Genomic DNA, 13858 nt, shown 5'->3' on the forward strand with positions numbered 1-13858 from the left:
ATAATGGTACTGCTGTCTTGAGAGTGGACACAGTAGCAGCGCGCAGACATGGTGGTCAGGTCCAACGCTAAAACCCTGTGCTGGGCTGCGTCGGTCATCTCAGCGTGGTTGAATGGCGCTGCGTCGCTCGAGTCGTTGTCAGTGTCCGTATGCGTGCAGCGCTCCAGCTTCTCGATGCCTTTCTTCAGATCGTTGTAGAAGGTTGGCAAGTACAAGGGAGCCATCGAGAGCCTCCAGGCTGGATCCTCTTCGATGCGGCCCCTGAACAGGGAATGGGCCACGGCAGCCGCGCCACGGCCCCGGACAGGATTGCCCGATCACCCCGCTCGCCCGCGCTTGCGCGCGCTCGCCGGAGGCTCCGGCAGCACCACCGACGCGAACGGACGCGGAACGGGCCCAGCACGAGCGTCGGGACCGCCTCCAGGTCGTCCTCGGCTGGGCCCTCGGCCATCACCGGCGACTCCGGAACCGCGAGGACGTCCGACGACCGCGGCGCCACCTCCTTTGCGCGCCTCGGCGCGGCGGATGAACATCCAGCGAGAGGTCTACCGCACAGAACGCCGACGCCGGCCTCCGGCGCTGCCGCGGGGCGAGCCCCGCCATCGGGAACGGGCGGCGATCGACGTCGATCGCCGCGGGGATCGGCGACGACGAGCGTACGCGGATCGCAAGAGGCCGGAACGGGCGACACGCCCGGCGCGAGGCGGCGCGTTGACTCCCCGTCGAACCCTGGATACACGGGCTGCGCCTGCCAGCGGCGCCGCTGCTGCTCTCGCAGCGACTCCCACCATCGCCGCCGGTCGACAGGGATGCCGATGACACCTTGCTCGTTGAGTCGTCGCGGCGCGAATGCTCGGTGTGCCAGGGCGCTCTGCCGCGCGGGGGGCGCGGCAGGGGGCGGCGCGGCCGCGGCTGCGCTCCTGGCGGCGGCGCTCTGGTGTGCGCCGGCCGGCGCACAACCCGTCCAGCCGCTGCCGGTCCAGCCTCCCGCCGCCGACCCGCTCCCGCAGCTCCCGCCTGCTGCCCCGGCGACCCCGGGCGACGCGGCGCTGCCGCCTTCCGGCGCCGCGCCGGGCGCGTCGGCGCCTGCCGCCCCCGCGCCGCCGTCCGGCGCGACGCCGTCGCCGCCTGCCGCCGCGCCGCCCGCCGCGCCCACGCCCCCCGGCGCCGCCCTCCCGCCCCCCGGCGCCGCGCTGCCGCCCGCCGCCCCCGCGCTGCCCCAAGCCGCCCCCGCGCTGCCGCCCGGCGGCGCCGCGCCGCCCGCGGCCGCGCCGGCGCCCGCCGGCTCCGACGCCGCGCCGGGGGCCGACGGCTCGTCCGGGCCGCCGTTCCAGCTCAGCGTCGGGCGGCTCCTGCTCGCGCCGCTCGTCCTCGTGCAGGCGCAGGCCGTGCCGTACGCGGGCGACGACGCCTTCCTGCAGGCCGGCGACGTCGCCGAGGGGCAGGGGTTCCGCATGCGGCGCGCGCGCGTCGGCTTCGCGGGCACGCTCGCCGGGTACGTGCCGTTCGCCGTCTCGGGCGAGCTCGCCGCGGGCGCCGACGCGTCGGCGCGGCTCTCCGAGGCGTGGATCGGCTACGCCCACTTCCCGTTCGCGCAGCTCTACTTCGGCGCGCACGACGTGCCGTTCAGCCGATCCGCGATGACGGGCGCCGGCGAGGGCGCGCTCATCGAGCGGCCGCTCGCCGTGCGCGCCATGGCGCCGTTCCGCCAGGTCGGCCTGCACGTCGAGGGGCACTTCCGCGACCGGGCGTTCAGCTACTTCGCCGGCATGTTCAACGGCTTCCAGCGCTCGGATCAGTTCTTCGCCGGCTATGTCGAGAACGCCGCGAGCCTCGGCAACCGCTTCGACCACATAGCCTACGTCGCGCGCCTCGCCACCGAGCCGCTCGGCCCCCTGCCGCGCTCCCTCCAGGACCTCGCCGTCTCGCGGCCCCGCCTCGGCGCGGGCGCGAGCTACTTCTTCAGCGACGGCGGCACGCGCGACATCCACGGCGTCGGCGCCGACGTCCTGCTGCACGCCGCGGGCGCGCACGCGCTCGTCGAGCTCCTCTGGAACCAGAGCGATCCCGAGCGCGCGCCCACGCAGGCGACGGGCCAGCTCGCCCCGGTCACCTCGCTCGGCCTCGTCGGCGAGGTCGGCTACTTCGTGCGGCGCATCAAGCTCGGCGTGAGCGCGCGGTTCGAGTGGCTCGATCCCAACCTCGACCTCTCGGACGAGACCGACGGCTGGGCCCTCACCGCCGGCGCGAGCTACCACTTCATCGACAACGTGCTCAAGGCGCAGGCCGACTTCACCCACAGGCAAGAGGCCCACGGCGTCGCGCTCGAGAACGACGCCGTGGCGCTGCAGCTCCAGCTCAACCTGTAGCGGCCGCCATGCGAACCCGCCGCTCCGCTCCCGCCCTGCTCGCGCTGCTCGCCGTCGCCGGCTCGGCCGGCCTCGTAGGTTGCGAGTCGCCGAGCCTCCTGCGCGCCAAGCCGATCGAGAACCGGTTCGAGCTGGTCGGCGGCCCTGTAGCGATGGCGGATGTAGGCGATTTCCTTCTCGAAAACGACGAGATCCGCGTCGCGATCCTCGGCCCCCGCCACTCGCCCGGGCCGGGGGTCTACGGCGGCTCGCTGGTCGACGCCGACCTGCGCCGCCCCGATCCGCGCTTCGCGAGCGCGTCGGGCCGCGACCGCTTCGCCGAGTCGTTCCCGGTCGCCAACCTGCTCGTGCCCGACCCGGGCGCCACCGAGGTCTCCGTGGCCAGGGACGGCTCCGACGGCCAGGAGGCGATCGTCCGCGTCGAGGGCGACGGCGGCTTCCTCTTCCACGCGCTCGGCGTGCTGAAGACGCAGGAGGACCTGCTCGGCCTGCTGTTCGACGGCCTCAAGCCGGAGCTGCGCTTCCGCACCGACTACATCCTTCGCCCGGGCGATCGGTTCGTCACGATCCGCACGACGCTCCTCCTGCCCGACAGGGCGATCGGCTGCCCGAGCGTCGCCTCGTGCGCGCTCGAGTGCGAGGACGGCCTCGCGGCGGGCGACGACGGCTGCCCCGCGTGCGCGTGCGGCGAGCCGCTCTCGCTCGACAACTACACGGGCCCCTCGGACATCTTCCGGGGCATCCTCGGCGACGACCGCAACGACGACCCCGAGCGCAAGGGCGGGATCGTCGCCGGCGATTTCGTCTTCTTCGGCAACCAGAACGACATCTTCGGCCCGGGCATCGGGTTCGACGAGGAGCGGGCGGTGTTCGACGCGCTCTTCGCCGGCCGGGACACGTTCCAGCGGCCGCTCAGCTTCGATTTCGTGGCCGCGGCCGGCGGCGACGTCAGCTACGGCTACTTCACCAAGGCGGGGCCGGGCGGCCCGCCCACCACGGTGAACGTCCCCGTGTTCACGAGCGCGGCCACGGCGTTCCTGAGCGCCGGCCGGAGCTGCCTCGCCGAGGACTCGGACGACGAGGCGTGCGACCGCAAGCGGTCGTTCACCTACGAGCGGTACTTCGCGGTGGGGGAGGGCGACATCGCGAGCGTCGCCGAGGTGGTGCACGACGCCCGCGGCACGCCGACCGGCGCGCTCGAGGGCGCGGTGCGGTGGCGATCGACAGGCGCGCCCGTGCCGAACGCGCGCGTCCACGTCTTCCGCGACCCCGACCCGGGCGTCGCCTTCGCGAGCGTCGACGAGCTGGTCGAGGCGAACCTCGCGCGCTCGGGCGACGTCGGGCTGCTCAGCTCCATCGACGCCGATCGCGGGCTCGATCCGGTCGAGGACGGCGACTTCCGCGCGCGGCTCGCGCCCGGCGGCTACCTGCTCGTCGCGGAGAGCCCCGACGGCGCGGCGGTGTCCGCGCCGATCCGCGTGGCGCTCGCCGCCGGGGCCACGGCGACCGTCGCGGCGGAGCTGCCGAGCCCCGCGCGCATCGCGTACCGGGTCGTCGACGAGGCGGGGCGCCTCGCGCCGGCCAAGCTGACGTTCGTCGCGCTCGACGCCGCGGGGCAGCCGCGCGAGGGCGACGGCCTGCGGCGGGTCTACCTCGGCCACGGCCGCCTCGGCAGCGGCGTCCGGCAGATCGAGCGCTCGGCGACGGGCGACGGCTCGGTCGAGATCGAACCTGGCCGTTACCGCGTCCTCGTCACGCGCGGACCCGAGTTCGGCCGCTTCGAGGTGCCCGACCTCGAGGTGCGCGCCGGGGAGGCGCGCCGCATCGAGGCGGTCGTGCCGCGCGAGATCGACTCGACGGGCTGGATGTCGATCGACATGCACCTGCACCAGCGCCCCAGCTTCGACAGCGGCATGCCGCTCGAGGAGCGGGTGACGTCGGCGGTCGTCGAGGGGCTCGACGTCGCGGTGGCCACCGACCACGACGTGCACACGGATCTCGAGCCCGCGGTGCGGCAGCTCGGGCTCGAGACGCGCCTGAAGACGGCGGTCGGCGCGGAGGTCTCGACGCTGGAGCTCGGGCACTTCATCGGCTTCCCGCTCCGCTACGACGAGCTCGACGTGCCGGATCACGGCATCTTCGACTGGGTGTGCCGCGCGGGCGGGGACGTGATCGACGGGGTCCGCGGCGCGGCGGCGGAGGGCGAGGACGCGCTCGTGATCGTCGCTCATCCGCGCGACGGGTTCATCGGGTACATCGACCAGCTCGGCGTCGACCCGTTCACGCTGCGCCGGTCGATCCCGACGCTCGAGGCGAGCAACCCGCTGTTCCAGGCGGGGAGCTGCGACTTCGACGCGATGGAGGTCTTCAACGCGAAGCGGTTCGATCTGCTCCGGACCCCCACCGTGCAGGAGGTCGTCGATTTCAACCGGTGCCTGTCGCGCATCGACGCCGCGGAGGACGAGGCGGCGCTCCGCGCGGCGTGCGGCGACCTCGCGCTGCCGGCGTGCAAGCCCGGCGAGCGGTACGCGGTGTGCCAGCAGCGCGCCCGCTCGGCGCTCGCCTGGAGCGTGACCAAGCGGATCCTGACGAGGACGCCCGAGGAGCAGGACGCCGTCTGGGGCTTCGACAGGAGCGCGGCCGACGGGGAGGCGCTCTGCCTGGGGGGCGAGGGCGGCGCGGTCCCGCCCGGGGACGCGGATCGGCCGTGCACCTTCCACGCGGGCCAGGTCGATGACCTGTTCCGCTACCTCGACCACGGCTTCTCGCCGACGCAGGTAGGGAGCAGCGATGGCCACGGCGCCTCGCTGGAGCCGGGCTTCCCGCGCACGTACTTCCGCGCGCGGACCGACCAGCCGGCGGCGCTCGATCTCGCCGAGGCGACGGCGTCGCTGCGCGCGGGCAGCGCGTTCGCGACGTATGGCCCGTTCGTCCGGGCGAGCGTGGGCGGCGCGACGTTCGGCGGCGTGGCGCGCGTCGAGGGCGACACGGCGCCGCTCGACCTGCGGATCGAGACGGCGAGCTGGTTCGGCGTGGATCGCGTCGAGGTCTACGTGAGCGGCCGCCTGGTCCGGGTGCTCGAGCCCTCGGCGGGGCCGTCGGCGATCGTGGACGTCGACGAGCGCCTCGCGCTGCCGGCGCCGGCGCCGGGGACCGACGGCTGGGTCGTGGTGGTGGCGATGGGCCTGCGCGACGAGAACCTCCTCACGCCGGTCGCGCTGCCGGTGTCGTTCGGCGAGCTCCAGCTGCCCCGGGTCGCGAGCCTCGCGTTCACGCAGGTCGAGGCGCTCTCGCGGTTCTTCACGGCGTCGCCGCCGGTCCCCGACTGGTACCCGGTGGCGCCGTACGCGGTGACGAACCCCATCTACCTCGATCGCGATGGGAACGGCGTCTACGACGCCCCGCGCGGCCCGCCTCCGTTCTGCGCGAGGCCGTGCGACCCGGCCGTGCTCGACCCGTCGCAGTGCCCGGAAGGGCAGCAGTGCCTCGTGAACGAGCGCGTCTGCGGGATCTTCGTGCTGGGGCGCTGCGAGGACAGGCAGGCGTCGAAGTAGCGGATGCGGTTCAAGAGAGCGCGGCTCGGCTGAAGCGGGTGAGGCCGAGCTAGCCCCTTCGTCTCCTCCGTGGCGCGCGGCGCTGCCCGGCGCGCCCGTTCCTCGCCGCCGTCACTTCCCCGCCTGCCACGACCTCCCGCAAGCTGTCGCGCAGCCAGCGGTGAGCGGGGTCTGCGTCCAGCCTCGGGTGCCACAGCAACGAGACGGTGATCTCCGGCGCAGCGAAGGGCAGCGCGAAGCTGAACAGGCCGTCGCGCAGGCTCCGGGTGTGGTGCTCCGGAACGGTGGCGATCAGGTCGGTCGCGCGCGCCAGGGCGATCGCCGTGGCGAACCCGCCGACGATGGTCACCACCTCGCGCGCCAGGCCGAGCGCGGCCAGGTTCTCGTCGATGCGCCCCTTGGCCAGGCCGCGCCGTGAGAACACGACGTGGCGTCCGGCGGCGTAGCTCGCGGGCGTGATCTTCGCGCGGCAGAGCGGGTGACCGCTGCGCGCGACGCCGATGAAGCGATCGCGGAACAGCGCCTGGGTGCGCAGCTCGGGGCTGGTGTCTCCGTCGACGACGCCCGTCTCGAGGTCGACGGCGCCAGTGCGCAGCGGCGCGCTGTCCTTGTCGGGCTTCGACACGAAGCGCAGCCGGACGCCCGGCGCCTGGGCGCCGGTGCGCGCGATCAGGGCTGGACCGAAGCTCTCGACGAAGCCCTCGCTGGTGCGCAGCGTGAAGGTGCGCGCCAGGCGTTTCAGGTCGAGCTCCTCGGCCGGGCGCAGGACGGCCTCGGCGCCCTGCACCAGGTGGCTCACGCGCTCGCGCAGCTCGAGCGCGCGAGGGGTCGGCACCAGGCCGCGTCCAGCGCGCACCAGGAGGGGGTCGCCCAGGGTCTCCCGCAAGCGCGCGAGCGCCCGACTCATCGCCGAGGGGCTCAGGCGCAGGCGTCGGGCCGCGCCGGTGACGCTGCCTTCCGTGAGCAGCACGTCGAGCGTCACGAGCAAGTTCAGATCGGGCAGCGCCATGCCACCAGGCTAACCGCGGTCGGGGCGAGACATGGCGTCAAACGCAAAGACTTGTTGCGATCGTTGCGCGTTCCGCAATCCGGGTCGGCGCCCTAGCTTGGACGTCGAAGCGCGGATCACGTCGATTCGCGCCGAGCCGGAGGCCACCCATGACCGACAACGCCCTTGCACTGTTCATCCATCGCACCCGCGCCAGCTGGGGACCGCTCGGCAGCGACCTGGTCGCCAGCTGCCGCCTTCACCTGGAAGGGCTGGCGAAGGCGCACGCCGCCGAGCCCTGGCTCGCGGCGCTGCACGAGGAGGCGCCCGCGTCCACGGAGCTCTACCGGGATGCGGAGCACGGCTTCGTGCTGCTGGCCCACACCGAGCAGGCCGGGCTCTACCGCCCGCCGCACGATCACGGTCGCGGCTGGGTGATCTACGCGCTGCAGCGCGGAGAGATCGCGATGTCGACCTACGCTCGCGTCGAGACCGGAGCCGGCGTCCAGCTGGTCAAGCGTGACGAGACGCTGTTGCGCGCCGGGCAGGCGCAGCTGTTCTTGCCGGGAGACATTCACGACACGCGCTGTGTCGCCGGCCCGGCGCTGCTGTTCCGCTTCACCGAGCGTGATCTCCAGCGGGAAGATCGGGTCGCGCGGCGCGTGACCCGCTATGTCGAGCGCGACGGCGTCTGGACGGTGGGACCATGATGGCGCTGCGCACCTCGGTCGCGGACGCGCGCCTGCCGGGCGAGGCGTCCGATCAGGCGGCTTCCGGTGCGCTCCGCCCGGCGCGCGCGGAGGCGATCGCGTGCGTGCTCGCGGCCATGGTGCTGGTGGTGCTCTCCGCAGGCATCGCCAACGTGGCGCTGCCTGCGCTGGCGCACGCGTTCCAGGTGACGCCCGCCGTGTCGGTGCGCGTCGTCAGCGCCTACCAGCTCGGGCTGGTGATCGCCCTGTTGCCGTGCGCCGCGCTGGGCGAGAGCCTGGGCCATCGCGCCGTGTTCACGGCGGGCGTCGGGCTGTTCACGGGCGCGTCGGCGCTGTGTGCGCTGGCGCCATCGCTCCACTGGCTGGTCGCTGCGCGCTTCTTGCAGGGGCTCGGGGGCGCCGCCGTGATGGCGCTCGGCGTGGCGCTGCTGCGCTTCGTGGTTCCGCAGGCGCAGCTGGCAGCCGCCATCGGCTGGAACGCGCTCGCTGTGGCGCTGTCCTCGGCCGCAGCGCCCGCGGTCGGCGCCGCGCTGCTCTCGAGCGCGCGCTGGCCCTGGCTGTTCGCCGTCAATCTCCCGCTCGGCGCGGCGGTGCTGCTCGCCACGCGCGGTCTCCCCGGCGTCCCCGGCGCGGCGCGAGCGCTGGACGCGACCAGCATGGCGCTGAACGCCGGGGCCTTCGGCGCGCTGATCGCAGGCGCGGAGCTGCTGCCCGCGGCGCCGGCGCTCGGGGCCGGCGTGCTCGCCGCGTCCGTCCTGAGCGCGGCGCTGTTGCTCCGCCGCGAGCTGCCGAAGGAGGCGCCCCTGGTGCCGCTCGACCTGCTGCGCAGCGGTTCGTTTCGCGTCTCCGTGATCGCGTCGGTCGCGTGCTTCGCGGGACAGGCCTCGGCGCTGGTCGCGCTGCCCTTCTATTTGCGGCACAGCTTCGGCCAGGAGGCTCTGACCACGGGGCTGATGATCACGCCCTGGCCGCTGAGCGTGGCCATCGTGGCGCCCGTCGCGGGCCGCCTCGCCGACCGCGTCTCGACGGCCTGGCTGTGCGCGACGGGCGCGGCGTGCCTCGCGCTGGGGCTCGCCGCGCTCGCGCTGGTGCCGGCGCACGGCAGCGCGCTTTCGCTGGTGCCGTTCGTGGCGCTGTGCGGCGCGGGCTTCGGCCTGTTCCAGGTGCCGAACAACCGCAACATGTTCCTCGCGGCGCCGCGCGCGCGGAGCGCCGCCGCGGGCGGCATGCAGGGCACCGCGCGGCTGACCGGCCAGACGGCGGGCGCTGTCGTCATGACCTTGCTCTTCACGCTCACGCCGATCGACGCCGCGCCGCGCCTCGGCCTCGGTATCGGCGCCGCGCTGGCGCTGAGCGCCGCGACCGTCAGCGCGCTGCTGCCCTTGTTCATGCGGTGTTCGTCCTCACGTCCGTGATCCCCCTCGATGCGACAGGGGTTCTGACGTGCGGCGTCAGGGCGTCCGCACGACCGCGAGGAGCCCCCTCGGCAGCGACGCCAGATCCAGCGTCGGGTCGACGAGGTCGCGGAAGGGCCCTCCGTTCAGCGACGCGACGACCCTGGCCGTGACGATCGGCCGCGCCCCGAAGTCCTCCTGCCAGCGGTCGGCCACGTGGCGCGAGAAGTCGACGATCATGTCGGGCCGGGTGCACATCTCCCCGAGCTGACGATCGGTGAGCCACTCCCCGAGGTCGAGCGACTCGCGCACGCCGGTCCTCGGATCCAGCACGTGAATGTCGAGCTCGCTCACGTTCTTGTCGCGGAGCTTCATGCGCCACGAGAAGCGGTGTCCGGCCTCGTTCCAGGCCACGTCGCCCGGATAAGCCCAGTGGCGGAGCGGCACCACGAGGTGGAAGAGGAGGTATCCGTGCAGCAGCGCGAGCGGCAGGGCCTTCCGCCGCGGCGCCGCGGGCGGCGGGGCAGGGACGTCGCCGGCCGCGCGGTCCGCTGCCCTGAACAGGAAGGGCAGCCGCCGCCTCGGCCACGAGGGGTCTCCGAACAGCGCGAGCGAGGCGATCATCGCGTAGGGGAAGATCCCGATCTTGAACAGGAAAGCGTTGCTGAGGTTGAACGCCACGGCGATCGCCGCGCCGAGCGGGAAGGTACGTCGAGAGAAGAGCAGGAAGCCCATCGAGAGGTCGATGAGGAGCCCTGCATAGGAGAGCGCGAGCCCCGCTGCCGGCGTGGCGAGGAGCGGCCCGACGAGGGGCGCGTCGGCGCGATCGGCGAGCCACATCGTGAGCGGCTGCCCCCGGAGCCAGTCGCCGTTCAGCTTCGCGAGGCCGCCGTAGAAGTAGACGATCGCGATCTGGGCCTTCAGGGCAAAGAGGTAATAGCGCGGCGCGGTCTCGGCCGGCGCGCTGGACGGCGCGGCGCGCCGCCTGCGGAGGAGGTCCAGCGAGAGGGCGCGGTGCGCGGGGGCGACGGCGAGCAGCAGGCCGAGGAGGCAGAGGAGATAGAGGTGGTTGAGGTACTGCGCCTTGTCGAGGAGGAAGACGTACGTGAGGGCGGCGCAGAGCAGCGCGGCGCTCACCCGGTAGAAGAGCCCGGCGGCGCAGAGGAGCGCGAGGACGAAGAGGGCGGCGAAGTGCCAGTACATCCCCGTCCCGCCCCAGGGGCGGATGAAGGGGACGAAGCTGAAGAAGAAGCCCGGCTCGATGTAATAGCGGGCGATCCGATCGTGGAGGGCGTAGCGGACGACCTCCCACGCGATCAGGGCGCCATAGCCGACGCGAAAGACAGCGAGCGAGGCGGCGTCGACCTCGGCGGACAGGTAGGCCGCCCAGCGGCGGGCGAGATCAGTGCCAGTGCCCGCGGCCGTGCTTGTGCTTGTGCTTGCCCTTGTGCTTGCCGTGCACGTGGATGTGGACCCTTCGCCCGTCGTCGTCGTCGTCGTCGTCATCGTGGATCACCACCACGCCTGGATTCGTCTGGACCTTCACGCCCACGTTCCACGTCGTCGCCACGACAACGTTCAGGGACGGCGCGCTCGGGCCGACGACGACGTGCACGCCGGGGCGATACCCGACGAGCACCACGTCGGCGTGGGTCGGGTGCGCCACGACGACCGTGAGCTTCACGGGGTTCACCTTCGCCGCGATCGTACCGGTGCAGTAGAGGCCGCCGGGGGCGGGTTTCAACAGGATGAGCTCGGAGCCCGACCCCACGAACCCGAGCTTGATCTTGCGGTCGCCGACGGGGATCGGCTTGAAGTTCGCGTCGAGGACATACACCCTGACCTGGCCGGAGGTCTTGTCCGCGACCACCTCGATGGTGTCGTCGCCGACCACCTGGATGACGCCGCCGTTGGGGCCTGTCTTGCCCGGCGGGACGGGCCGCTTCTCGGCCTTCCTCGCGCCCTCGACGATGACCTTCGTGCCCCCTGCGGGCACGTGGAGCGTGCCGTTCCACGGCTTCCCGGAGACGACGACGTTGTACTTCACCTCGGTGAGATCGGCCTCGAGCCTGGGCCCGGCCGCGATCAGGAGCCCTGTCTTCGGGTCGAGCGTGAGCGGGACCTGCGCGTCGCCGTTCGGCCCTTTCCAGGTGAGCGTTCCGCTCACGTCCTTGTCGATGGGCTTGCCATCAGGCGTCTTGACTGCGGCCCTCACCGCGCCGTCGGCCGCGAACTCCCACCCGACCGAGCCGCCGTCGTGCTCCTCGGTCAGCGGCTCTTCGAGCGCCACCGGGGCCGCCTCGACCGACTCCTCGGTCACGCTGGCCTCCGCGGTTGTCTTGCATCCCGCCGCGAAGGGGCTGCTGGCGAACAAGGTGGTCAGTGCGAGTACGGAAAGGACGCTCCTGGCGTGCATCACAAGCCTCCGAACCGAGGAGGTTATCGCAAGCGCCACGTCGCGTCTGCACGAACCGTCTCGCCCCGCGAAGAGGGGGTTATGTGCGACGACATTGGCCGCATGGAGACCACGTCTCCCGTGATCATCGCTGGCGCAGCGGTCCGTGGTGAGGCCGTGTGTGTCGCCCTGTTGTTCGGCAGAGCGCACCCTGCGAAGAACAGCGATGACGGCGCGCCTGGTGGAGCCCGCCAGGCGCGATGGCGAGCGATGCGGACGCGCCTGGCGGCTCGCGTGCCGCCAAGCGCCTCGCAGAGGCCCTGCGCGGCCTCGCCGCCCCGCCGGGCTTCCCCCCGGCGCCCCTTCGGGCTAGCGTCCGCCGCGAGCCCGCCCTGCCATGTCCCAGCGCGTCTATGTCGGCCTCATCGGCTACGGCCTCGCCGGCGCCGTCTTCCACGCCCCGCTGATCCGGTCCGTCCCACGGCTGCGCCTCGCGGCCATCGCGACCCGACGGGAGGGCCAGGTCATGACCGACCACTCGGGCGTCGCCGTGCATCCGACGCCCGAGGTGCTGATCGCCGAGCCCGGGATCGATCTCGTGGTCATCGCCTCGCCCAACGAGACCCACTTTCCGCTCGCGCGCGCGGCGCTCGAGGCGGGCAAGCACGTGGTCGTCGACAAGCCGTTCACGAACACGAGCGGCGAGGCGGACGAGCTCATCGCGCTGGCCGCGCGCAGGGGCCGGCTCCTGTCGGTGTTCCAGAACCGCCGCTGGGACGCCGACTTCCTCACCGTGCGCCACTGCATCGCGCAGGGCCTGCTCGGCGAGGTGGCCTCGTACGAGGCGCACTTCGACCGCTTTCGCCCCGCGATCAAGCCGGGCTGGCGAGAGCAGGAGTCGCCCGGCTCAGGGATCCTGTACGACCTCGGCGCCCACCTGATCGACCAGGCCCTCGTGCTCTTCGGCCCGCCGCGCGCGATCACCGCCGACGTCCTGGCGCAGCGACCCGAGGCGCGCACGGTCGACTATTTCCACCTCACGCTCGACTACGGCAGGCGCCGGGTCATCGTGCGCTCCTCCACGCTGGTGCGCGAGCCGGGCCCGCGCTTCGCGGTCCACGGCGACGGCGGCAGCTTCCTCAAGTACGGCCTCGACGGCCAGGAGGAGGCCCTCAAGGCGGGCAAGCGCCCCGGCATGCCGGAGTGGGGGCGCGAGGACCCGCGCTGGTTCGGCACGCTGGTGACGGCGGACGGCGAGCGCCGCACGATCGAGAGCCTGCCCGGCTCCTACGAGGCCTATTACGAGGGCATCGCGGCGGCGATCCTCGACGGCGCCCCGCCGCCCGTGCGCGCCGAGGAGTCGCGCGACGTGATCCGCATCATCGAGGCCGCCCTGCGGAGCTCGGCCGAGCGGCGGACGATACCGCTCGAGTGAGCGGCGCGGCCGGATCATCCAATCAAGAATAACAGGGTAGGCCCCCGGCGAGGGGGCCGGGCAGCTCAGCGCGCCGCCGCGAGCGCCGCCTGCATCGCGACGCCCATCTCGGCCGGCGTGGCGGCCACCTTGGCCCCCGCCGCCTCGAGCGCCGCGATCTTCTCGGCCGCCGTGCCCTCGCCGCCCGCGATGATCGCGCCGGCGTGGCCCATGCGCTTGCCCGGAGGCGCCGCGCGGCCCGCGATGAACGCCGCCACCGGCTTCTTCATGTTCTGCTTGATCCAGGCCGCCGCGCGCTGCTCGGCCGTCCCGCCGATCTCGCCGATCAGCACGACCCCGTGGGTGTCGGGATCCTGGTTGAACAGCTCGAGCACGTCGATGAAGTCCATCCCGCCGACCGGATCGCCGCCGATGCCCACGCAGCTCGACTGGCCGATCCCGAGCGCGCTGAGCTGGCCGACCGCCTCGTAGGTCAGCGTTCCCGAGCGGGACAGGACGCCGATGTGCCCCTTCTTGTGGATGTGGCCCGGCATGATCCCGATCTTGCACTCGCCGGGCGTGATCACGCCGGGACAGTTCGGCCCGATGAGGCGCGCCGGCTTCCCCTCGAGGAAGCGACGCACCCGCACCATGTCGAGCACCGGCACGCCGTCGGTGATGCAGATGACGAGCCGGCAACCCGCGTCGACCGCCTCGGTGATCGCGTCCGCGGCGCCGACCGGCGGCACGAAGATGCACGAGACGTCGGCGCCCTCGTTGCGCACGGCCTGCTCGACCGTGTCGAAGATCGGCACCTTGTCTTCGAAGCGCTGGCCGCCGCGGCCGGGCGTCACGCCGGCGACGACCTTCGTCCCGTACTCGATGCAGGCGCGGGCGTGCTGCGAGCCGTAGGCGCCCGTGATGCCCTGGAAGACGACCCGCGTGTCCTTGTTGACGAGGATGCTCATCGCTTGATTACTCTACCTTCAACGTGGACAGGAGCCCGGCAATCGCCGTCGCTCGCTGCTCAACTG

General features: G+C 73.0%; 9 protein-coding genes. 5 read left to right on the forward strand and 4 right to left on the reverse strand.

Features of this window, described 5'->3' with window-relative positions:
• Positions 1-830 precede the first annotated feature (830 nt).
• Together WME76_RS43460 and WME76_RS43465 are read left to right on the forward strand one after the other, a co-directional pair.
• Complete coding sequence (locus WME76_RS43460) at positions 831-2369, forward strand: porin (protein WP_437958028.1); 1539 nt, start codon at positions 831-833, stop codon at positions 2367-2369.
• An 8-nt stretch (positions 2370-2377) separates the two neighbouring features.
• Positions 2378-5923, forward strand: a complete 3546-nt coding sequence (locus WME76_RS43465) for a PHP domain-containing protein (protein ID WP_437958029.1) — start codon at positions 2378-2380, stop codon at positions 5921-5923.
• A 49-nt stretch (positions 5924-5972) separates the two neighbouring features.
• On the opposite strand, the gene WME76_RS43470 is transcribed toward WME76_RS43465, so the two are convergent.
• Positions 5973-6932 carry a LysR family transcriptional regulator gene (locus WME76_RS43470; RefSeq protein ID WP_437958030.1) on the reverse strand — a complete coding sequence of 320 codons (960 nt, stop codon included), beginning with the start codon at positions 6930-6932 and terminating at the stop codon, positions 5973-5975.
• 149 nt (positions 6933-7081) lie between these two features.
• On the opposite strand from WME76_RS43470, the gene WME76_RS43475 reads away from it, so the two are divergent.
• Complete coding sequence (locus WME76_RS43475; RefSeq protein WP_437958031.1) at positions 7082-7621, forward strand: hypothetical protein; 540 nt, start codon at positions 7082-7084, stop codon at positions 7619-7621.
• Positions 7618-9036, forward strand: a complete 1419-nt coding sequence (locus WME76_RS43480; RefSeq protein WP_437958032.1) for an MFS transporter — start codon at positions 7618-7620, stop codon at positions 9034-9036. Before WME76_RS43475 ends, WME76_RS43480 begins: the two co-directional genes overlap by 4 nt.
• A 36-nt stretch (positions 9037-9072) precedes the next feature.
• Here the strand turns inward: WME76_RS43480 and WME76_RS43485 are convergent, their stop codons facing one another.
• Together WME76_RS43485 and WME76_RS43490 are read right to left on the reverse strand one after the other, a co-directional pair.
• Complete coding sequence (locus WME76_RS43485) at positions 9073-10521, reverse strand: HTTM domain-containing protein (RefSeq protein WP_437958033.1); 1449 nt, start codon at positions 10519-10521, stop codon at positions 9073-9075.
• Entirely contained in the window at positions 10418-11335 is a 918-nt protein-coding gene (locus WME76_RS43490) for a hypothetical protein (protein WP_437958034.1), read from the reverse strand. The genes WME76_RS43485 and WME76_RS43490 overlap by 104 nt, the downstream gene beginning before the upstream one ends.
• 472 nt (positions 11336-11807) lie before the next feature.
• On the opposite strand from WME76_RS43490, the gene WME76_RS43495 reads away from it, so the two are divergent.
• Complete coding sequence (locus WME76_RS43495; protein ID WP_437958035.1) at positions 11808-12845, forward strand: oxidoreductase; 1038 nt, start codon at positions 11808-11810, stop codon at positions 12843-12845.
• A 65-nt stretch (positions 12846-12910) separates the two neighbouring features.
• Here the strand turns inward: WME76_RS43495 and sucD are convergent, their stop codons facing one another.
• Complete coding sequence (gene sucD / locus WME76_RS43500; protein ID WP_437958036.1) at positions 12911-13792, reverse strand: succinate--CoA ligase subunit alpha; 882 nt, start codon at positions 13790-13792, stop codon at positions 12911-12913.
• Positions 13793-13858 lie beyond the last annotated feature (66 nt).

The organism is Sorangium sp. So ce119 (assembly GCF_051524405.1).
In the GTDB taxonomy this organism is placed as follows: Bacteria; Myxococcota_A; Polyangia; order Polyangiales; family Polyangiaceae; genus Sorangium; species Sorangium cellulosum_G.

Bases quoted from the DNA above. Each gene is read 5' to 3' on its own strand.
- WME76_RS43465 (WP_437958029.1), top strand. From the start codon at position 2,378: ATGCGAACCCGCCGCTCCGCTCCCGCCCTGCTCGCGCTGCTCGCCGTC.
- WME76_RS43470 (WP_437958030.1), bottom strand. From the start codon at position 6,932: ATGGCGCTGCCCGATCTGAACTTGCTCGTGACGCTCGACGTGCTGCTC.
- WME76_RS43475 (WP_437958031.1), top strand. From the start codon at position 7,082: ATGACCGACAACGCCCTTGCACTGTTCATCCATCGCACCCGCGCCAGC.
- WME76_RS43480 (WP_437958032.1), top strand. From the start codon at position 7,618: ATGATGGCGCTGCGCACCTCGGTCGCGGACGCGCGCCTGCCGGGCGAG.
- WME76_RS43485 (WP_437958033.1), bottom strand. From the start codon at position 10,521: ATGACGACGACGACGACGACGACGGGCGAAGGGTCCACATCCACGTGC.
- WME76_RS43495 (WP_437958035.1), top strand. From the start codon at position 11,808: ATGTCCCAGCGCGTCTATGTCGGCCTCATCGGCTACGGCCTCGCCGGC.
- sucD (WP_437958036.1), bottom strand. From the start codon at position 13,792: ATGAGCATCCTCGTCAACAAGGACACGCGGGTCGTCTTCCAGGGCATC.